This window comes from Chitinophaga terrae (ex Kim and Jung 2007) (assembly GCF_900107795.1).
In the GTDB taxonomy this organism is placed as follows: domain Bacteria; phylum Bacteroidota; class Bacteroidia; order Chitinophagales; family Chitinophagaceae; genus Chitinophaga; species Chitinophaga terrae.
On the sequence record NZ_FNRL01000001.1, the window covers coordinates 254,852 to 274,595 of the forward strand.

Here is a 19,744-nt window from a genome sequence, read left to right on the forward strand (position 1 = left end):
AGAAATATCGCATATACCAGCATCGCGTGAGCGGCGAATACGGGGACTCATTGTAAAACTATACAGCGGGAATAATGCGCCGGCTTTCAGAGGAACGAATGCAGGTAACAGAAAGCAGGGGGAAACAAACATAACGGTATAAAAAATTTTAATGTAGAAATTGCGTTTTACATTTGTTGCCATCAATTAACAACGTTTACATATTCCATGAAGAAAGGGTTTCTATTGGTTTTAACTTCGCTGGCCTTTGCAGTAAAGGGTTTCAGCCAGTATTATTTCCAGGACATTTATAACACCCGGCAAACAACGGCTACTATGGCCCTGCTGAAAGAGAATAAGGTCAAAACCCAGAAGGTGCTGACCCTGGATGCCAATATGGAGATGGACAAGGATTTCCGTTGCGAGCGGAGTATAAATCCCACTTACCGGCAGATGAAGTCGCAAACCCAGTCGAGCGCCACGGGTTATTCGGCGCTTGTATCCTCCTTTTCGGCCAAGGGAGAGCTTATAAAGACGGTAGACAGTTCGGAAGCCAGTATTACAACTACCCAATACCGGTATGACGGGAAGGGGCATTTGGTGAATGTAAGCAGTATTTCTATTGCCCGCAGCAACCGGATGCGGTTTGATGAAAGCCGGAGTTATGCTTATGATACCAGTGGTCGTTTATTGCAGATGGTGCAGAAAAAGGGGGGAGCGTTGGATTCGGCATTGGTAGTGTTTAAGACGGATAGTGCAGGCAATGTGATAGAAGAATTTGAGAAAAAAACGGGGAAACGTACGTTTTATAATTATGATAAAGAGGGGCGGTTAACAGATGTATACAGGTATCATGCGGCGAAGAAGCGGATGTTGCCTGATTATATTTTTGAGTATACGTCGTCAGGTCAGTTATCGAAGATGACTACCGTTAACGCACAAACGTCGAGCTATACGATCTGGGAATATGAGTATGAGTCTAATGGGTTGCCGTCGAAGGAAACCTGTTATGGTAAAGGGAAGGAGTTGTTGGGTTTGGTGAAATACAGCTATGAAATGCAGCCTTAAATACAGGGTAAAAAAAGTTGATGGATAAAATATTTTGAATCAACGTCAAAAAAATTTTGTGAGTTCAAAAAGATTGCTATCTTTGCAATCCCAACGAAAAACGAAGGGGATTAGTTCTTAGAAAAGCGGAAGTAGCTCATTTGGTAGAGCACGACCTTGCCAAGGTCGGGGTGGCCGGTTCGAGCCCGGTCTTCCGCTCGAAATTTCTCACAAACCCTGGTGGTGGAATTGGTAGACACGCGGGACTTAAAATCCCGTTCGCAGCAATGCGAGTGTGGGTTCAACTCCCATCTGGGGTACAACTCGGGATTTTTCCCGAACAAGTTAAGGGCTCATCGATTTCGATGAGCCCTATTTTTTTGGCTTTCAATGCGTTAGATTGTAATGCCGGGTGTACATTTTTGGTTCGATAGCGCCCTCCTGAATAAATGAGATTACCGTCGAACCCTACACGTAATAATTTTTGTCGGCTTTGCGGTGATGCACTATCAAAGAAGGATCTTAAGTTATTCATTCTCGGTAAAACCTTACTTAAACGATTCCATTTCACTTGCAGGCTCCCTGTTCTCAAATTATTCAGCTCCTCGTCCAGTACTCCTAATTGTTGAAATAATTTCACCCTCCACTTCTTAAAAGTATTGCTGTCAATCTCTTCATTTATCAACCTTTCTTCTAATTTATCTAGCTTCGCCTCAATTTCACTTTTTTGTTTGGCGCGGGTTTGATAAACTTTCTCGCTCTCCTTCATGGTTTCACGTATCATTTCTTTCGAGCGCTTATTTATATAGTCAAGTTGATTTTGGTCAAGAGACAGTTGAATAGTCCTAAAATAGGATGACAATATTAAGAATAAATCTCGGTTGCCTTTTGTGACCGAGATTTTGTTTTATAGACATTATCTGGCGTCTTCATGTTTAGCGCCAAATGAGGCCTTTTGTGATTGTATAAATCTATACTTTCCTTTACCAGTATTCTGGCATGTTCCTTTGTTCTAAGTGTACCATCCATACCAAATTCCTCTTTGATTGTACGGTTCATTCTTTCTGCCAATGCATTTTCGTATGGATCGCCATTCTCAGTCATACTAAGACTAATATTATTATCGACAGCCATTGCAACATAATCTTTGCTACAATACTGTAGACCTCTGTCGGAATGATGGATAGTAGCTACCGATGGGGAATACCGCTGCTTGGTTGCCATTTTGAATGCTTCAATCATGCTTTCCGTTCCCATGTTATCTGCAATAGCATACCCCATGATTCGTCTGCTGTACATATCTGTAACCATATTAAGGTAACAATTACCTTCTCTGGTTTTTAAATAGGTGATATCACTTACCCAAACCTGATCAGGGTATGTAATCTCTAAATCCTTGATAAGATTTGGCCATTTTCTTAGCCAATGCTTACTCATAGTCGTTGTAGTATATCTACGCCTGGGTTTTATTAGCAGATCATGCTCTGCCATTAATGTAAATAATTTATCTCTCCCAAACCTGAGCCTCAATCTATCTAGATCTGCTTTGATCAGATAATAGATTTTACGAGTACCTAATCTAGGTAGGAGCTTCCTTTCTCTATCCACTAACTCTTTGACCGCCTGCATTTTTTTTATTTCATCTGATTGGGTCTTCTGCTGTTTATAGACATGTTGTCGACTATAGCCCAATACTGAAGCGACTAGGCGGACGGAGTATCCTCTTCCCCCTGTTGGCTTTCGGAAGCTTTCTGCGACAGGGGTAAGTACTTTTTTTTCTGATATCTGTTGATAACATATCATCTGCGATATCAATTGCTCGATTTAAAATCTCTTTTTCGGCTTCCAGCCGCTGAATTCTCTTTTCCAGTTCTCGAATCTGTTTATTAGGAGTTGGTTTGCCCATTTTCTTTTTTGGACTCCAATCTAAGCTACCATGCTTTCTTAACCAAATCAAAATCGTTGAGTTTCCCTGAATCCCATATTTCCTTTGCGCCTGATCCTGGTTTAGTAACCCTTTTTCTACTTCATTTACCACCTGTAGTTTAAATGCTAAACTGTAGTCTTTTTGAGACCTCTTTACATAACTGCTAACGTTGCTGTTTTCCATAGTTTGATACATTTTGTGTCAACCTATTTCAGGACGAGGCATTGTCTACTATCAAAAAGACTTGAGTTTGAAATACATTTTAAATTTTCTTAAAGTATGGCCAACTCAAATTTTCTCCATTTCTCCTAGTGTATTTTGCTAAAAAAATAGAACTTGATTTCTTTTTAATGGGAACAGTGAACTTTTTTATTCAGTTTGCAAGAAATAGCAATATACTTCACTACCTAACTTTTATACCATACTTTTCCGAACGTAATTTCTCCGGAAAGAAAGTCTTTACTGTTTTCTAGATTGTAAGTAAAGCCGTGGGCGAATAAATATTGGATAAGATAAAAAAAATCTGATTACAGAATTTGAAAACGAATCCTACTTGATAGATTGATATGCGATAATCATAAAAAGAATCTTATCTAGTTGCCTATCAGATAATCTTTTGTCGAAAATTTTCAGCATTTGGTAGAAATGGGGAGGGAAACTATTTTTTTTTGAAGTAGAATGCAGAACTGTTTCAAAAAACTCCAAATTCTTCAGGCAATATTGACAAAATAACCCAATTGTGTATTTTTTTCTTTAATAACTTAAATCCAAATTGTATGAAATTTGAAAATTTGAATTCAAAAATCTTCAAGCCCCTGAAAAAAGAACAATTGATTGCTATCAAAGGTGGCACCGATTCTTTCACAAGAACTGTGAGCCAAAAAACAAAAAAAGAAGATAGCTCCAGAGAAGCGGATTGATTTAATTATGCCTTTGGGAGCTGTTCAGGAACAATTCCGGGGACAGCTCCCAATTTGTTTTACTAAACAATACAAGAACTAAACAAAACTCCAAGCATCTGTCCCATTGGGGCATATGAGCAAAACTTTTTAAATGAAGAAGCTGCTACTGATTGTATACATATGGATGTCATCTACATGCACAGGTCAAACTCCCGAAGGATATTATATGTTGAAAAAAGCAGATTCGCTGTTCGGCCAAAAAGAATACCAACAGGCATCCGTGATCTACACTACAATCATTAATTCTCAACTTTGGAAAATAAGTACAAACGACTATTATAACCTTTGTAAGGCTTTCGCGTTATCTGGCAATCAGGAATCCGCCTTCTCCTCACTAGAGATTTTAACCACAAAAATGAAGTATTCCGATTTGGAACAACTTTCACATGACAACACCTTTTCGCAGATGCACAAAGATTCCAGATGGAAGGGGATACTCAAAGTCGTATCAGAAAATAAGTTGATGGCTCAAAAGAAAAAAAACATAAAACTAGAAAAAATATTGGTTCAGGTTTTTGACGAGGATCAAAAGTCTAGAGAAAACTACCTCAACATAGCAAAATCTAAGGGTTTTGACTCACCGGAGGCAGACTCTGTTGGCAAACTCTTAGACAAAGTGGATAGTATCAATTTGATTAAGGTTGAAAATATTCTTGATAATTATGGATGGTTGGGAAAAGAAGTGGTATCTGAAAAGGGCACCAACGCTTTATGGCTTATAATTGATCATGCTGAGCCTGCTGTTCAAAAAAGGTATATCGGAGTAATGAGGCAAGCTATTGAAGAAGGAAGATTGGAGGGAAAATACCTTGCCCTTGTTGAAGATAGAATTGCTCTTGATAGCGGACAAGAACAAATTTATGGGACGCAGTACATATTAAATGAAAAAAGCAATCTTAACGAGTTACTACCTGTTATGGATATAGAGCAAATTGATGTCAGAAGGGCAAAAGTGGGATTAACACCCCTAAGGGAATACTTAAAAGAAAACCAAATCGCCATTTATCCTAAAACTTACCGATGATTTTGATTCTAAGCAGGGGAAAGTCCGAAACGACCACTGATCTCGTTATTGATTGGATAATGCGACTAGGGGGAAACTATATCCGAGTGAATGGAGATGATATTTCCGAAAAAGACAACCCTTATGGAATAAATATAAATAATGAATTCTCAAAGTTTAATATTTCTGGAAAGGGGATTGATTATGATAGTTTGACAAGCGATGATAAAATAAACATTGTTTGGTATCGAAAGTGGATCATACCTTATGGCCACGAATATTTGAAATTCATCGGAGATGGCGACTTTGCAGCAAAGCTACAATTTCATCTTAGTGGAGAAGCCAATGGTGCAAGCTATGGATTGTACAGTCAATTCCTTAATGCAAAATGGGTTGATCATCCATTAGTAATCCGAAGTTTGCAGAAGCCAATCGTATTAAAGATAGCAAATGAACTCGGACTAAATGTTCCAGCAACCTTAATTACTAATAACATTAAAGATTTAAAAAGTTTTCTAACGTTGCATAACAGAATAGTTACCAAGTGTATCACAGACGGCATATTCCTCACTGTAAATGGTATAGACTATGGGATGTACACGAAGGAGATTACATGGTTAGAAATAGAGAAATTAAAGACTGAATATTTTTACCCCTCCCTTTTTCAGGAACTATTGGATAAAATGTACGAATTGAGAGTCTTTTATCTCAATGGGAATATTTACTCCATGGCAATCTTTTCACAAAATGATCCTCAAACAACAATTGATTTCAGGAAATACAATCTGCGAAAACCGAATAGATATGTTCCCTATAAACTTCCGGTGGATATTGAACAAAAACTATGCTTGTTGATGAAAAAACTGAATCTTAAGTGTGGCTCGATAGATATTGTCAGAAAGAAGGACGGAGAATACTACTTCCTTGAAATAAATCCTCTGGGACAATTTGGTATGGTATCAGGTCCATGTAATTACTATTTGGAAAAAGAAGTAGCAAAATATTTGATAAAAAATGATAAATGAAGTAAAATCAAGACTTAAACATGAAATTCCTTTGACTGAATTTCTGCCGGAGATGAAGATTCCCCTTAACTATCACTATTTCGATGCTTTTGATGCAAATAGCATTGACGATGATGATCTTGTAGAATGGCGAGAACTGGACACCGACTTTGCTAGAGCAGAGGTAATACTCGCCTCTCAGTTCTATAAGCAGATTTCAAAACTTCATTGATATTAAATTTATGCCATGGACATTGTAAAACTTTTTGCCTGTTGTGTTCCTGTAAAGGGGCATACCAGGAGTATCATTTGCGATATACAGCGCATGAAATATCATTTCATACCAAATACACTGTATGAAATCTTGATTAACCATGAGAACAAATCACTTGCTTACATAAAAGAATATTATGGGAATGAGCATGATGAAACAATAGAGCAATACTTTACTTTCTTACTGGAAAGTGAATATGCCTTTGTATGCCAGGAAAAGGATATTGCCAGATTCCCCAAGCTGAATCTTTCATGGCAATCACCATCCCTTATTACTAATTGTATCATTGATCTATCCGAGGAACAACTCAAACTTGATTTCTCCGATATTTCAAAACAATTGGACGAAGTAGGTTGTAATGCATTGCAAATAAGGTGTTATCAAGATATTAAACTGGAAAATATAGCTGAAATTCTAAAGGCATTTTCGCGCAGCCGTTTGAAACACATTGATGTGTTGCTCAAATTTAATCCGAGCTATACAACCCAAGATTATGAACCACTATTCGTAAACAACCCAAGGTTATTTTTCCTGACCTTGCACTCTGCAAACGAAAATATCATCTTCGACCCTCAAGGAACTACATTATGTGTTCACCTGACTACAAAGAAAATCACTTCTGCTGCTGATTGTGGCTGCATCAATCCCTCTTATTTTTCTCCAAATATTGCAACCTTCACGGAAGCGCAAAATCATAATTCCTGTCTGAACAGAAAAATTTCTATTGACTCATCCGGCAATATCAAAAACTGCCCGAGTATGAACAAAAACTACGGCAGCATTAGAAATACAACATTAAAGAGCATAGCAGAGTCCAAGAGTTTCAAAGAACTATGGAATCTTAATAAGGATAAGATTTCTGTATGTCGAGATTGTGAGTTCAGATATATATGTACAGACTGTCGAGTATTCAAGACAGATGACACAGATATTTACAGTAAGCCTGCAAAGTGTAGCTATGACCCTTATACGGCAACGTGGGCTGAATAATAGAATACACAAATGCCGAAACACTAATTAAAAGCTCGTAATCAATGGCATTTCCTACATATAGACAATTAGATTTCATGGACTGTGGTCCAACTTGTTTGAGAATGATAGCTAAATATTATGGAAGGAGTTATGATTTAGCATTTTTACGCAGTATTTCATTTATCTCCAGAGAAGGAGTGAGCCTTTTAGGTATTAGTGAAGCTGCCGAAAAAATTGGATTTCGTACTTTCGGCACTGAAGCTACTTTTGAACAATTAATGAATGAGGCTCCTACTCCCTGTATCTTGCACTGGAAACAAAACCATTTTGTCGTGCTCCCGCCTCAGCGGGCTAAACGAGGTAGATCAAACAATAGCATTCTGATCGCTGATCCCGCTCACGGACTTGTCACGGTCGACCGGGCAACTTTTATTCGTTTTTGGATTAATAAAGACAGCCAAGAAGGTATAGCCTTATTCCTGGAACCAACTGATGCCTTTTATCAAGAGACTGAAAACCCTAAACAGGAGCAAAAAAATGGATTTTTGTTTCTATTAAATTATCTCCACCCTTATAAAAAATACTTAATTCAGGTTGGAATTAGCTTGTTAATGGCAAGTTTATTGTCATTAATTTTCCCATTTCTAACGCAGGGACTTGTAGACTATGGGATAAATCATCAAGACATTGGCTTTGTAAACTTAATCCTACTGTCTCAATTGGTACTCTTTGGCGGCAATACAGCCATTGAGGTTATCCGAAACAGGCTGTTGCTACACATAAATAGCCGCATAAACGTAAATATACTAGGTGATTTCTTAACAAAGTTGATGAAACTACCAATCCGCTTTTTTGACACAAAACTTATCGGTGATTTACACCAACGAATAGCGGACCATCAGCGTATACAAGATTTTCTCACAGGATCAACCCTGAATGTGGCTTTCTCTTTTGTGAATTTCGTTGTTTTTATGGTGGTACTATCGCTATATGACCTGAAAATAGCTGCGTTTTTTTTAACATTTAGTTTGGCATCTTTACTTTGGATTCTGTTTTTTTCCAGCAAACGGAAGGAGTTAGACTACAAAAGGTTTCAGCGCATGTCCGAACATGAAAATGCAATTTTTGAATTAATTACGGGGGTCCAAGAGATAAAACTGAATAATTGCGAAACCATTAAAAGATGGCAATGGGAGAAAATACAATCACAACTATTTAAGGTCAATATTAAAAGCTTGGCACTTGGGCAATATCAACAAATGGGTTCATCTTTTTTTAATCAACTAAAAAATATACTGATCTCCTTTATGAGTGCAAAAGAAGTGATTGATGGTAATATGAGTTTAGGTATGATGCTCTCGATTAGCTATATTATAGGACAGATGAACGGACCGCTTGAACATTTACTTGAATTTATTCATGATGCCCAGGATGCTAGATTAAGCTTGGATAGGTTAAACGAGATTCATGGTAGAAATGAGGAAACAAGTGCGGGATATGGGATTGGACTTGAGCTGGATTCTGGAGTGGCACAGGATATTTCATTTTCAAATGTTTCATTCAAATATGATGAAACCGCTCCAAATTATATTCTCAGAGACATAAGGCTTACCATTCCCGCTGGTAAAATCACTGCTATTGTAGGAACTAGTGGGAGTGGGAAATCTACACTTTTAAAATTATTGCTGAAATTCTACGAGCCAAGCGATGGAACCATATTGGTGGGAAGATCCGACTTGAAGAATATTTCTCCATCTTCCTGGCGCAGCCGCTGTGGAACGGTCATGCAGGAGGGATTCATATTTTCTGATTCTATTATAAATAATATATCAATAAGCGATGAGCATACTGATAAACAAAAAGTACATCACGCAGTTTCTGTTGCTAACATTCAAGAATATATTGAGGAATTGCCATTAGGCTATCAAACAAAGATCGGTAACAGTGGCAATGGTATTAGTTCGGGTCAAAGCCAAAGGATACAGATTGCAAGAGCAGTATATAAAGACCCTAAATATCTCTTTTTTGATGAAGCGACAAGTGCTTTAGACGCCAATAACGAAAAAGCTATAATGAAGAATCTGGATAGTTACTTTGAAGGAAGAACGGTTTTTGTAATTGCCCATCGGCTGAGTACTGTAAAAAATGCTCATCAGATCGTTGTCTTGGAGAAAGGGGAAATTGTTGAAGTGGGAACCCATGAACAATTAACTCATAAGAAGGGATACTATTATGAACTAGTCAAAAATCAATTAGAACTTGGAACTTGATTTTATAATTAACGATAATGGATGGCAAACCTGTCAATAATATAAATGCGCTCGAAATGAGCGATACACCATATAAGACACCTATAATGTCTGATGCGAATAGTGAGGAAGTTGGAGACATAATGGGAAAAATGCCTTCATGGGCAAACCGTTGGGGTATCAGCATTACTAGCATTTTACTTCTTATGGTACTGATTTCCACGTATTTTATACGTTTTCCAGAAACCCTCGATGCAAAAGTTATAGTTTCATCAAGCGCTCCCCCTGTAAAGATGGTGTCAAGGTCGAGTGCTCCTATACAAAAGTTATTGGTGGGAAACAATGACCTAGTTAGAGAGGGAGATATCTTATGTATTTTATCCAATTCCAGCAAATACGGAGACGTTGAATTAGTTGCTAAATACGCGACGTTGATTGACACCTCCATAACACTCGTGGAGGTAAAAGATAAACTTCATATTCCTTCAGGACTTCAACTCGGAGAACTACAGACCCAATATACAGAGCTATTACAATCCATCCAGCAGTATAAATTTTTCTTATCCCAAAACACTTATAAGGCCAAAGTGGAGTATTTGGTTTCACAATCGAATCTGCAAACACGCCTTATCGGGGAACTAGAGAAGAAAAGTCATTTGCTTAAGGAACAATTGGATTTGGGTCATCAACATTTTGAGATTGACTCAGGTCTGGCTTTAGAAAAAGTGATTTCCCGTCTTGCCTATGATGAAACAAGAAGAAAATTTATTGATGAAAAAATTAATACGGAAGGAAATGATATCAGTATCCTGGAGAATAAGTTATTAGAACGGGAGTATAAAAAGAATATTTCAGAAACTTTGTTGGAATTACAGGAGAAGGATAATGAACTTCAACAAAAAATTAGAGACGCGGCGAAGAAATTCCGAGGAGTATACGCAATCTGGCAACAGAATTATATAATTAAGAGTCCTATCGCCGGCAGGATTGTTCTTTTCAATTATTGGAAAGAAAACCAATTTGTACAAGTGGGTGAGAATATTCTTACGATTATCCCACAAGTGTCAAAATATGTCGTAAAAGGAAGTGTCGGAATGATAGGAGCCGGCAAAGTGAAAAATGGACAAAAGGTGTTAATAAAATTGTACGCCTATCCATATAAAGAGTATGGAGTATTGGTTGGAAGCGTAAATTCAATGTCAACGGTTTCTATGGATAGCGCTTTTGCTCTTGAAATCATCCTAAAAAGAGGTTTAACAACGAATCTTAATAAGAAAATATTGGAGCATCACCAATTGGAAGGTATGGGGGAAATCCTACTGGATGATAAGAGTGTTTTTGAAAGACTTTTTGAAAATATCTTCGGATCATGGAGAAAGCATGTCTAATTTGTAATAGTCAGTATTTAATCTTACAAGGTAGTATTACATAAAGTGTGTCAGTGGTTTAAAGATTGAGTTTGAGCCTGTCACCAAAGATAATAGATAACTGGGCAAGAGTTTGATTCCAATTATGGACAGGTTTGTTCCATTTAGCACAGATATTCTCCTGTATCAGGAATAGTAGTTTCATCAGGGCGTCTTCTGATTGGAAGGCGCCTTTTGATTTGGTGATCGCGCGGAGCTGACGATGAAAGCCTTCGATGATGTGGTAGTGTACATAATCCGACGCACTTCTTTATTATACTGAAAATAGCTACTTAAGCGAGGCCAGTTCTTCCGCCAGGACTCTATTACTTTAGGGTAACGCTGGCCCCAGTTTGCTTCAAGCTGAGCCAGGTTACGTTCTGCAAGTTCTACCGTAGTAGCTCGGTATACACTTTGAAGATCCTTCATAAAGGGTTTAACGTCCTTATAGGATAGATACTTTTGACTATTATGGATCTGGTGGACAATGCAAAGCTGGACTTCTGTTTGAGGGAAGATGCTCTCAATTGCGTCGGCAAAGCCTTGCAGGTTATCTATACAGGCAATGAACATGTCTTCCAGCCCACGATTTTGCAGGTCTGTCTGTCGGCTCCCCCAAATTTCGGCCGCAAGAATTAGAGTTATAAATTAAATGATTTATTAACTTTAATCTAGCAATATGAAAAGGAAGAATTTTACAGAAAGTCAGATAGTTACTGCTCTTAAAAGACAGGAAGGCGGCATAGCTGTTAAGGACATCGCACGTGAATTAGGGATAAGTGAGGCTACCTTTTACAACTGGAAAGCAAAATATGGTGGGATGGAAGCCAGTGATGTCAAGCGTCTAAAAGAACTCGAATCAGAACATGCAGAGCTCAAAAAGATGTATGCAGAACTTTGTATTGAAAATCGGGCCATGAAAAACCTGATTGAAAAAAAGCTGTAACGCCTCAGGAGAAACGGGAAGCAGCTGATTTTCTTGTAAAGGAAGAACAGCTTAGTATCCGCAAGGCGTGTAAGATCGCATCTATCCCGCGTAGTACCTATGATTATAAAGTGGTACCAAAAGATGACTCAGCGCTGCAGAAGGCCCTGGAATCTTTAACGGAGAGACATGCTGGTATTGGTTTTTGGCAATCCTATTACAGATTGAGAAATAAAGGGTTTGCCTGGAATCACAAAAAAATCTACCGGGTGTACACTTCTATGAAGCTCAATATCCGCCGGAGGGTTAAACGCAGGTTGCCAGCCAGGATAAAAGAAGCTTTAGTGATCCCCGATCATCCTAACGAAGTATGGAGCATTGATTTTATGAGTGACGCCTTAGTGGATGGGAGGAAATTTCGCCTGCTAAACATCATAGATGATTTTAACCGGGAGTCATTGGCTATTGAAGTAGACACATCACTCCCTGCATTACGACTAATCCGTGTACTGGAAAGAATTATAGAACAACGGGGAAAGCCTGCTTGTCTGAGAACAGATAATGGCCCTGAATTTATCAGCCATAAACTTCAGGAGTGGTGTGAGAATAAAGGAATCCGGATAGCTTATATCCAACCAGGCAAACCAACGCAGAATGCCTTTATTGAGCGAAAGAATGGAAGCCTGCGCAGAGGGTTACTGAATGCATATCTTTTTAGCAGCTTAACTGAAGTTAGGTTTATGGCTGAAGAATGGCAGCGGGATTATAATATGGAAAGACCACATAAGTCACTCGGCTATCTGTCGCCTGTAAAGTATGCCCAAAAGCAACTCGAAGCCAAAAACTCTAATCCCTAGTGGCCTAGTTTTAGGGGAAGCTTACAGTAAGATTCCTGTTTAGCATATTCGATAATAACTCGATAATAGCTCCCATTATCCTAATATGCTTTAAGTCTCTGTTTAGGATTGAAACTCCAAAAAGGAGCACCTCTAATATTCTAAAACCATAAAACATTCAATATCACTTTATTAAACATAAAAATAAAAAAATACACAAAAATTTTTACAGCCTAAATATAATTTATGACAAAAAATGTCGTAATAATGTCGTAATAATGTCGTAATAATGTCGTAATAATGTCGTAATAATGTCGTAATAATGTCGTAAATTACGGTGAAATGTCGCAATAAATTATGGCCAAAATCACTAATGTAAATGATATATTATTAAATATACTTGGTCAGTTCCCTAATGGAGCATCCATTGAGGATATTATTTCCCGGAGTGGATTACAGTTAAATACACGCACCTTACAGAGACGATTGAACGATTTACGTATATCCGGTCACATAACAACTACAGGCCAAACTCGGGGACTTCGCTATTATCTGGCAAGTCAAAATAAATTGGAGAATAAAAACAGTTTGACGGCTATTTTATTATCCGATTCTGCTAATGAAATTCTTTCAATTGTCCAAAAGCCCATACAACAACGTTCTCCTGTTGGGTATAATCGCAGTTTCCTGGAGAAGTACCAGCCCAATATCACTAATTATCTATCTCCCACAGCACTGCAAAAGCTGGCAGCATTAGGTAATACTGCCAGACTAAATGAACCTGCGGGAACCTACGCGAAAGAAATCCTGAATAAACTACTGATAGACTTATCCTGGAACTCCAGCCGCCTGGAAGGTAACACCTATTCCCTTCTCGACACCGAACGACTGATTTCTTCCGGCCATGTTGCAGATAACAAATCTGCGAAAGAAGCTCAAATGATCCTGAATCACAAGGATGCTATTGAATTTATCGTGCAACTAGCAGATGAAATTGGTTTTAACAGGTATACCCTGCTAAACCTTCACTCACTGCTGTCTAACAACCTTTTACCCAATCCTGCTGCATCAGGAAGGTTAAGACACATTCCAGTAGGCATTCAAAACAGCGTGTATACTCCACTGGCTGTACCTCAGCTCATTGAAGAAATGTTTGATCTAATGCTTGACAAGGCCTCTCAAATTGAGAACCCTTTCGAACAAGCATTTTTTATCATGGTACATCTGCCTTATTTACAACCTTTTGATGATGTGAATAAAAGAGTATCCAGGTTAGCCTCTAACATCTCACTGAATAAACACAATCTGGCTCCTTTATCCTTCATTGATGTACCAAATGAACTATATACAAAAGGCCTGATTGGGATTTACGAATTAAATAGAATCGAATTATTGAAAGACGTTTTCCTTTGGGCTTATGAACGTTCTGCTGCACAATACTCTGTACTCAGACAATCTCTTGGTGAACCAGATCCATTTCGGCTTAGATACCGCGATCAAATCCGGTCCATTATCCAGAAAATAATATCTGAGGCCATGCCAAGAGTCCAAGTAGATCCATTTCTGCAAGATCAGGCCAGAGGACTGCCTGAAACAGACAGAGACAGGTTAATCGAAGTAGTGGAAACAGAACTACTATCGTTACATGAAGGGAATTTCGCAAGATACATGGTACGCCCCTCCGAATTCAGGAAGTGGCAGAATGAATGGAAACATTAAACATCCGCAATGGTAATCACAATACCATGTATTTCAGATAAAAAAGAGGTGAAATTTTCCAAATAACTCCCATCTGGGGTACTTCATCAGAACTGGCGTTCTGAAAGTTGTTAAAAGGCATCGCGGAAGCGGTGCCTTTTTTGTTTTACAACTATCCTACAGCCTGCCTTTATAGAAATACCTCACATTATTAGCCATAGTTATCAGAAATTTTATATCTTAGATTTCAACCTAATTCTAACTTACTCAAAATTTGACCATTCTTAACCGTATTAACCTATTTGATACTTATTATTATTCCCCATACTTGATCCAATGAATAAAGAAAAATTCGGCTTCCAAAATCTCGCAAAAAAAGGTCTTGCAGTAATTACTGCTGCCTTAAGTACATTTTCACAGACAAAAGCTGCCGCTCCACATACTAATTATGAATCAGATGATAATAAAAATATCAGCTATGAGAACATTCATAGAAACGTATTAAAACCCAAGCTGGTTCTCAGCTTAAATGTGATGAATCCAGAGAGAAGCTTCGTACTGATGCACAGTTCTCATAGTTCACACCGATCACATTCATCTCATAGCTCACACAGCTCACATTACTCCTCCTCATATAGCTCAGGACGCAGTTATACACCTGCTGTAACACCTGCTTACTATCCCAGTTCATCATCATCTTCTTCTTCTTCATCTTCATCTTCATCTTCATCCACTGGTGGAAGCACTACATCTTCAGGAAGTACGAACAAATCATCCGGTACAAGGACTAGCGGACAAAATACAAATGCTACATCATTTTATAATCGAAATACAATTCCTGCCAATGCGCCTGATTCTATGCATCTAAAATTAGGAGATCGTGCGTTGTTCAAAGGTTGTGAAGGAACAGATGTAGAAGCACTCCAAAAGATACTAATGGCATTTAAGAAAGATATGTATGTTACAGGCTATTTCGGGGCTCAGACAGAAATTATCATTATTAAATTTCAGCAGGACAATGAACTCAGACCTAATGGCATTGTCGATCACAAAACACTACAGGCACTAATAAATAAATCAAATGGAAGTTCTCCAAAGTGATAGTCTACTGAAGATATCCGTGAATGCACATGTTTATACAGATGTAATGCTAGCGAAATGCTTTTATTGGTATAGTAATAATTATGAGGTAGATTTCAGAAAATCAGGCAATGAGAATTTTGAAATTACGTTAAAACCTCTTCGCACCTCAGAGGTTATTGACTGGACCACTATAATTCCTAAAATAAAACAAGATCTGATAGATTTTAAACTAAGGCAGCACATCACTGATGAGACAAAGACAATCAGAGAGCTGATTATAGCCAAAGCATTTATCTACTTTGACGATGAGGACGCTCCTGTATCAGAGATTAGCGATCCAGTTGGATTTACGCCACAATCAATTAAGGTATGATGGCTATAAGTACCAAAACAACAGATCATTCCAGAAAATTTAAAGATTTCGGAGATTTTTTATCTACTCCGGGATATGCTTTATTGCCTTTCAAATTCCACCGGATTTCAGAAGAAAAAGAGGTACTCGTAAATGAAATTGGAGATTTTCTGGTAACTCCATCTGGTACCGCAGCCAGGATCGTTGCGAGAGAGGTTAATCCTGAAAATCCATCAGATCTGGAACTATATGCGGACCTGATAGCTAACTTTTTTATCTCGCCCTCGCCTCTTCCGGATCTTATTGAAGTGCTTGCGACCCGCTACCGCACAAAAAAATCATTTCTGGATTACTTCACATCTCTCCACATTTTTGTGATTAGCCTGAGATGTGAGCATACATGCCATTACTGTCAGGTTTCACGCGTAACTACTGACAAAAACAGGTTTGACATGTCCCAATTTCATATTGACGAAGGAATTGCAATGATGATGAAATCTCCAAATCCCAGGGTGACTATGGAGTTTCAGGGAGGAGAGGCCCTATTAGCATTTGAAAACATTGTCTATGCCGTTGAGAAAACAAAAATGGAAGCGGATAAGCACGGAAAACATGTTACATATGTAGTATGCACAAATCTTGCGTTGCTTTCCGACGAAATGGTGCAATATTTCTATGCAAACAATATCCTCGTTTCCACTTCTCTTGATGGGCCGGCGTTCATCCATAACAAAAACAGACATAAAGCTAATGCTAATAGCCATCAGCTTGTAATTGATGGAATTCATAAATGCCGGGAAATTTTGGGCGAAGAAAATGTTTCTGCCTTAGTCACAACAACAACTCTGTCTTTAGAATATCCGGAAGAAATTGTTGATGAATACGTCAGATTAGGTTTTCACAATATCTTTCTAAGACCGATTAGCCCATATGGTTTTGCAACCCGAAATACTAATAAGAACAAGTATGAAACAGCAAGATTTCTGGATTTTTATAAAAAGGCACTGGCCAGAATCATTCAATACAATATAGAAGGTTATTTCATTCGTGAAGATTACGCCAGTATTATTTTAAAGAAAATACTAACACCATTCCCTGTTGGGTATGTTGACCTTCAATCACCTGCCGGCCTTATTACTAATGTAATCGTATTTAATTATGACGGATCCATTTACGCCTCTGACGAGGCCAGGATGCTGGCAGAGATGAATGATCAAACATTCAAGTTGGGCACACTTGGTGAAAATACATACGAAGAGATATTTTATGGCGGCAAAGCCGCGGCGCTCAGCGAAGTGATGGTGAATGAATCTCTCCCAGGATGCTCTGAATGTGCTTTTCAGTCATATTGTGGCGCGGATCCAGTTTTTAACCATACCACTCAGGGAGATTTAATAGGCCACAGACCTACCAGCTCTTTCTGCCAGCGAAATATGGAAATTATCAGATATCTCATAGAAACTATGGATAGGAATAAAGAGATAGAAAAAATATTCAGAAGTTGGATAACCGATAGAAGCTAATGTTACTAAAAACGAAAGGTATACCGTCCGCTATAAACGCTCCGATAATTGGCAGGGTTACATTTGATCCAGAAAGTAATGCTGAAATTTTTATCATTACTGATCATATTCCAAGATACCTGGAGCGTTTCAAGGCAATAATTTCAACAGGTACTCAACATAGTCTATTTGACAAGCCATTGGTATATGCTGTTACAACAACAGCTCATTTATCTGAAGGTGATATCGTTGTCGTAAATACAGATGGAGTTATTAATACATTGTATAGAAAAAACTCTAATCATAATTTCCTGTTATTTACGGAAAGATGTAACAGCAACTGTCTGATGTGTTCGCAGCCTCCCAAAAACAGAGATGATACAAGCTATTTATTTGACCTTCATTCACAGACTATACCATTAATATCCAAGGACTGCCTGGAGTTAGGTATTACTGGTGGAGAACCAACCCTCCTAGGTGAACTTTTTTTTAGACTGTTAGAACAAATTCAGGTGGAATTGCCAGAAACAGAAGTGCACTGTTTAACAAATGGACGTTCCTTTGCATGGCCAAATTTCTCTAAGAAACTTGGCAGCATGGCATACTCCCGGCTCATGCTGGGCATCCCCTTGTATTCCGACTACTATGCGCAGCATGATTATATCGTTCAGGCAAAAGGAGCCTTTAATCAAACTGTCCAAGGACTATATAACCTGGCCAAACATAATGTCAGATTAGAAATCCGGGTGGTGCTGCATAAACAGACAATACCCCGGCTTGGAAAATTATCTCAGTTTATTTACAAAAACCTCCCATTTGTAGAACAAGTCGTGTTTATGGGACTGGAACATCAGGGCTATACACCCCATAATATGGAAAAACTGTGGGTAGACCCGAATGAATACGGCCCTGCGCTTGTAGATGCCATGATGTATTTATCAGATTTTGGCATCAATACATCGCTATACAACGCCCAGTTATGTACAACACCCCAAACCATCTGGCCATTCACTCGGAAGTCAATTTCTGATTGGAAAAACATTTTTCATGAAGAATGTTCAATATGTTCCATGAAGCAAGCATGTGGTGGGTTCTTTGCATCAAGTACACTTAAACGAAGCAGCGCAATAAAAGCCTTTCCGGCAGAGTTCAGACCCCCAATAGGCTGCTGATAATGCATCTTCCTCTTGTTGATTGAAATGAATTCAACCCAACCATTTCATGCCATTCGCGACACTTATTGACGCAAAAGGCATGAAATTATTTTTTTAACGTAAATTGCAATAAATGCCATATCAATAATGACAGAGAAAACCGCCCTGATCAAGGCAATTAAAGAATTTCTAAACGGAGCCTCTCTTGACGAGATATGTACCTTATAAAAAAGATCTTGCCAACAACCTTATAAACAGGTTTACGTCTTTAACAGATTAAAAATATTAGGAAGCCCCTTCTTCGCCCAGCGCTTTTTTAACACCTTCTTATCCATCATCACTACATTTTTACTCTCCAACTTCACTAACAATGTTGGCTTAGCCATCCCATCGTACAAACAAATCACATGGAAAGTTTCCCAGTAGTCATTGATAAACTTTAGGTTTAGCTCATATACACCTTTAATCGTTCTGGCATCCACAGCATGTCCTCCTTCCTTAACTCTCTGTCTTACGCGCTGTTCACAATCAAGGATACCATCCAGACATAGATAGTTCAATTGAATTTGATAACCGGCATTTTCGAAACGGTCGATATACCTCCAGTAATCAGGATGCGATAATGGAGTTTCTAATACGAAGTGTTGCTTATTAGTTATGGCATCATTAATCTTTGTAGAAAGATAATTCTCCATCATAAGAGACGATTGACTACTGATTTCTTCCGGAGTTAATCCTTTCCCTTGAAGTTCTTTCTCAAACGCGGTACGGGTCAAATCTCTATCAAAAGGGGGAACACCATCGAACAATTCGGGAAGCATGGATTCAATATGTGTAGATTTTCCTGCTCCATTGGGGCCGGAGACAACAAGCAATGTTGGCTTACTGTAATCCATTTTTCAGTTTAAAATCATTGCGCACCACGATAGCCTCTGTTTCAGAAAGAGTGCGAATAAACCTGGTTTCAATATCGGCTCCTATTGTATATACTTCTTGGATCTCTATGTGTCCATCAGCATATTCATAGTAGCCTTGGCCTTCTGGCAAGTTATTAGATAAGATCAGGAAAGGTAAATTTCTTGAGAAATTACGATTTCTGATCCGCTCAATTGTAGCAGCAAACTTTTTATCCTGAATAGCTAATTCTTTTTCTAAGGCTGTCATTTACTCACTTAATACTTAAAAAAATCCTAATAAAATTAGCAAAAAGTGGACAAATGACCAAACAAATATGAATTCATTAGCCTTATGACAAAACATTAAAAAACACCTTAACTAAATATATTTTAAATATTTATAACTATTTGAATTTCACTTATTAAAGAAACAGGTGTTGGCCAAAGTCCCGTTAGTAGTAGACCTTGTCTATTC

General features: G+C 38.2%; 19 protein-coding genes, 2 tRNA genes and 1 pseudogene. 16 read left to right on the top strand and 6 right to left on the bottom strand.

Annotated elements, in window-relative coordinates; translation table 11 throughout:
• Positions 1 to 207 precede the first annotated feature (207 nt).
• The 3 genes from BLV62_RS01070 to BLV62_RS01080 all read left to right on the top strand — a co-directional run bounded on the left by BLV62_RS01070 (position 208) and on the right by BLV62_RS01080 (position 1,346).
• Positions 208 to 1,047, top strand: a complete 840-nt coding sequence (locus BLV62_RS01070; RefSeq protein ID WP_089757750.1) for an RHS repeat domain-containing protein — start codon at positions 208 to 210, stop codon at positions 1,045 to 1,047.
• 125 nt (positions 1,048 to 1,172) lie between these two features.
• A tRNA-Gly gene (locus tag BLV62_RS01075) sits at positions 1,173 to 1,245 on the top strand.
• Positions 1,246 to 1,260: 15 nt separating this feature from the next.
• Positions 1,261 to 1,346: transfer RNA gene (locus BLV62_RS01080), tRNA-Leu, on the top strand.
• Here the strand turns inward: BLV62_RS01080 and BLV62_RS01085 are convergent.
• The 3 genes from BLV62_RS01085 to BLV62_RS28915 form a co-directional block, all read right to left on the bottom strand.
• Positions 1,328 to 1,810, bottom strand: a complete 483-nt coding sequence (locus BLV62_RS01085; protein WP_139169872.1) for a hypothetical protein — start codon at positions 1,808 to 1,810, stop codon at positions 1,328 to 1,330. The genes BLV62_RS01080 and BLV62_RS01085 overlap by 19 nt on opposite strands.
• Positions 1,811 to 1,890: 80 nt before the next feature.
• Positions 1,891 to 2,718 (bottom strand): IS3 family transposase, encoded by an 828-nt coding sequence (locus BLV62_RS01090; protein WP_168927827.1) that lies wholly within the window; start codon positions 2,716 to 2,718, stop codon positions 1,891 to 1,893.
• On the bottom strand, positions 2,708 to 3,136 hold the full coding sequence (locus tag BLV62_RS28915; RefSeq protein ID WP_168927826.1) for a transposase: 429 nt from the start codon (positions 3,134 to 3,136) through the stop codon (positions 2,708 to 2,710). The genes BLV62_RS01090 and BLV62_RS28915 overlap by 11 nt, the downstream gene beginning before the upstream one ends.
• Before the next feature lie 593 nt (positions 3,137 to 3,729).
• Here BLV62_RS28915 and BLV62_RS28240 point away from each other — a divergent pair.
• From BLV62_RS28240 to BLV62_RS01120, 7 genes are all read left to right on the top strand, one after another.
• Positions 3,730 to 3,873 (top strand): hypothetical protein, encoded by a 144-nt coding sequence (locus tag BLV62_RS28240; RefSeq protein ID WP_168927825.1) that lies wholly within the window; start codon positions 3,730 to 3,732, stop codon positions 3,871 to 3,873.
• Positions 3,874 to 4,006: 133 nt separating this feature from the next.
• Positions 4,007 to 4,939, top strand: coding sequence for a DUF6624 domain-containing protein (locus BLV62_RS01095; RefSeq protein ID WP_089757758.1), 933 nt, complete (start codon positions 4,007 to 4,009; stop codon positions 4,937 to 4,939).
• Entirely contained in the window at positions 4,936 to 5,943 is a 1,008-nt protein-coding gene (gene gwsG / locus BLV62_RS01100; RefSeq protein ID WP_089757760.1) for a grasp-with-spasm system ATP-grasp peptide maturase, read from the top strand. Before BLV62_RS01095 ends, gwsG begins: the two co-directional genes overlap by 4 nt.
• Positions 5,933 to 6,154 (top strand): hypothetical protein, encoded by a 222-nt coding sequence (locus BLV62_RS01105; RefSeq protein ID WP_089757762.1) that lies wholly within the window; start codon positions 5,933 to 5,935, stop codon positions 6,152 to 6,154. The genes gwsG and BLV62_RS01105 overlap by 11 nt, the downstream gene beginning before the upstream one ends.
• Before the next feature lie 15 nt (positions 6,155 to 6,169).
• The gene (gwsS, locus tag BLV62_RS01110) at positions 6,170 to 7,186 is read left to right on the top strand and encodes a grasp-with-spasm system SPASM domain peptide maturase (protein WP_089757764.1); all 1,017 of its coding nucleotides are present in this window, start codon (positions 6,170 to 6,172) and stop codon (positions 7,184 to 7,186) included.
• Positions 7,187 to 7,230: 44 nt separating this feature from the next.
• Positions 7,231 to 9,438, top strand: a complete 2,208-nt coding sequence (locus tag BLV62_RS01115) for a peptidase domain-containing ABC transporter (RefSeq protein ID WP_089757766.1) — start codon at positions 7,231 to 7,233, stop codon at positions 9,436 to 9,438.
• Positions 9,439 to 9,455: 17 nt separating this feature from the next.
• Positions 9,456 to 10,805: an HlyD family secretion protein gene (locus BLV62_RS01120; RefSeq protein WP_089757769.1), complete on the top strand. Its 1,350-nt coding sequence runs from the start codon at positions 9,456 to 9,458 to the stop codon at positions 10,803 to 10,805.
• Between the two features lie 58 nt (positions 10,806 to 10,863).
• On the opposite strand, the pseudogene BLV62_RS28920 reads toward BLV62_RS01120, so the two are convergent.
• A pseudogene (locus tag BLV62_RS28920) lies at positions 10,864 to 11,426 on the bottom strand (IS256 family transposase); the annotation flags it as partial.
• A gap of 76 nt (positions 11,427 to 11,502) precedes the next feature.
• Here BLV62_RS28920 and BLV62_RS01130 point away from each other — a divergent pair.
• The 6 genes from BLV62_RS01130 (at position 11,503) to hxsC (ending at position 18,391) form a co-directional block, all read left to right on the top strand.
• Positions 11,503 to 12,605, top strand: a protein-coding gene (locus tag BLV62_RS01130) for an IS3 family transposase (RefSeq protein WP_089757773.1) whose coding sequence is annotated in 2 segments (ribosomal slippage) — positions 11,503 to 11,755 and positions 11,755 to 12,605 — 1,104 coding nt in all. Because the reading frame shifts where the segments join, the coding sequence is not laid out codon by codon here.
• A 336-nt stretch (positions 12,606 to 12,941) separates the two neighbouring features.
• Positions 12,942 to 14,303 carry a Fic family protein gene (locus BLV62_RS01135; protein WP_089757775.1) on the top strand — a complete coding sequence of 454 codons (1,362 nt, stop codon included), beginning with the start codon at positions 12,942 to 12,944 and terminating at the stop codon, positions 14,301 to 14,303.
• A gap of 315 nt (positions 14,304 to 14,618) precedes the next feature.
• Positions 14,619 to 15,383 carry a peptidoglycan-binding domain-containing protein gene (locus BLV62_RS01140; RefSeq protein WP_089757777.1) on the top strand — a complete coding sequence of 255 codons (765 nt, stop codon included), beginning with the start codon at positions 14,619 to 14,621 and terminating at the stop codon, positions 15,381 to 15,383.
• Positions 15,364 to 15,738 carry a His-Xaa-Ser system protein HxsD gene (gene hxsD, locus BLV62_RS01145; protein WP_089757779.1) on the top strand — a complete coding sequence of 125 codons (375 nt, stop codon included), beginning with the start codon at positions 15,364 to 15,366 and terminating at the stop codon, positions 15,736 to 15,738. The genes BLV62_RS01140 and hxsD overlap by 20 nt, the downstream gene beginning before the upstream one ends.
• The gene (gene hxsB / locus BLV62_RS01150) at positions 15,735 to 17,240 is read left to right on the top strand and encodes a His-Xaa-Ser system radical SAM maturase HxsB (protein ID WP_089757782.1); all 1,506 of its coding nucleotides are present in this window, start codon (positions 15,735 to 15,737) and stop codon (positions 17,238 to 17,240) included. The genes hxsD and hxsB overlap by 4 nt, the downstream gene beginning before the upstream one ends.
• Positions 17,240 to 18,391 carry a His-Xaa-Ser system radical SAM maturase HxsC gene (hxsC, locus tag BLV62_RS01155; protein WP_089757783.1) on the top strand — a complete coding sequence of 384 codons (1,152 nt, stop codon included), beginning with the start codon at positions 17,240 to 17,242 and terminating at the stop codon, positions 18,389 to 18,391. The genes hxsB and hxsC overlap by 1 nt, the downstream gene beginning before the upstream one ends.
• A gap of 242 nt (positions 18,392 to 18,633) precedes the next feature.
• Here the strand turns inward: hxsC and BLV62_RS01160 are convergent, their stop codons facing one another.
• A complete protein-coding gene (locus tag BLV62_RS01160; protein WP_089757785.1) occupies positions 18,634 to 19,269 on the bottom strand; it encodes a zeta toxin family protein in 636 nt (211 codons plus the stop codon).
• Positions 19,256 to 19,537 (bottom strand): hypothetical protein, encoded by a 282-nt coding sequence (locus tag BLV62_RS01165; protein WP_089757787.1) that lies wholly within the window; start codon positions 19,535 to 19,537, stop codon positions 19,256 to 19,258. Before BLV62_RS01165 ends, BLV62_RS01160 begins: the two co-directional genes overlap by 14 nt.
• Positions 19,538 to 19,744 lie beyond the last annotated feature (207 nt).

Bases quoted from the DNA above. Each gene is read 5' to 3' on its own strand.
- BLV62_RS01070 (WP_089757750.1), top strand. From the start codon at position 208: ATGAAGAAAGGGTTTCTATTGGTTTTAACTTCGCTGGCCTTTGCAGTA.
- BLV62_RS01085 (WP_139169872.1), bottom strand. From the start codon at position 1,810: ATGATACGTGAAACCATGAAGGAGAGCGAGAAAGTTTATCAAACCCGC.
- BLV62_RS28915 (WP_168927826.1), bottom strand. From the start codon at position 3,136: ATGGAAAACAGCAACGTTAGCAGTTATGTAAAGAGGTCTCAAAAAGAC.
- BLV62_RS28240 (WP_168927825.1), top strand. From the start codon at position 3,730: ATGAAATTTGAAAATTTGAATTCAAAAATCTTCAAGCCCCTGAAAAAA.
- BLV62_RS01095 (WP_089757758.1), top strand. From the start codon at position 4,007: ATGAAGAAGCTGCTACTGATTGTATACATATGGATGTCATCTACATGC.
- gwsG (WP_089757760.1), top strand. From the start codon at position 4,936: ATGATTTTGATTCTAAGCAGGGGAAAGTCCGAAACGACCACTGATCTC.
- BLV62_RS01105 (WP_089757762.1), top strand. From the start codon at position 5,933: ATGATAAATGAAGTAAAATCAAGACTTAAACATGAAATTCCTTTGACT.
- gwsS (WP_089757764.1), top strand. From the start codon at position 6,170: ATGGACATTGTAAAACTTTTTGCCTGTTGTGTTCCTGTAAAGGGGCAT.
- BLV62_RS01115 (WP_089757766.1), top strand. From the start codon at position 7,231: ATGGCATTTCCTACATATAGACAATTAGATTTCATGGACTGTGGTCCA.
- BLV62_RS01120 (WP_089757769.1), top strand. From the start codon at position 9,456: ATGGATGGCAAACCTGTCAATAATATAAATGCGCTCGAAATGAGCGAT.
- BLV62_RS01135 (WP_089757775.1), top strand. From the start codon at position 12,942: ATGGCCAAAATCACTAATGTAAATGATATATTATTAAATATACTTGGT.
- BLV62_RS01140 (WP_089757777.1), top strand. From the start codon at position 14,619: ATGAATAAAGAAAAATTCGGCTTCCAAAATCTCGCAAAAAAAGGTCTT.
- hxsD (WP_089757779.1), top strand. From the start codon at position 15,364: ATGGAAGTTCTCCAAAGTGATAGTCTACTGAAGATATCCGTGAATGCA.
- hxsB (WP_089757782.1), top strand. From the start codon at position 15,735: ATGATGGCTATAAGTACCAAAACAACAGATCATTCCAGAAAATTTAAA.
- hxsC (WP_089757783.1), top strand. From the start codon at position 17,240: ATGTTACTAAAAACGAAAGGTATACCGTCCGCTATAAACGCTCCGATA.
- BLV62_RS01160 (WP_089757785.1), bottom strand. From the start codon at position 19,269: ATGGATTACAGTAAGCCAACATTGCTTGTTGTCTCCGGCCCCAATGGA.
- BLV62_RS01165 (WP_089757787.1), bottom strand. From the start codon at position 19,537: ATGACAGCCTTAGAAAAAGAATTAGCTATTCAGGATAAAAAGTTTGCT.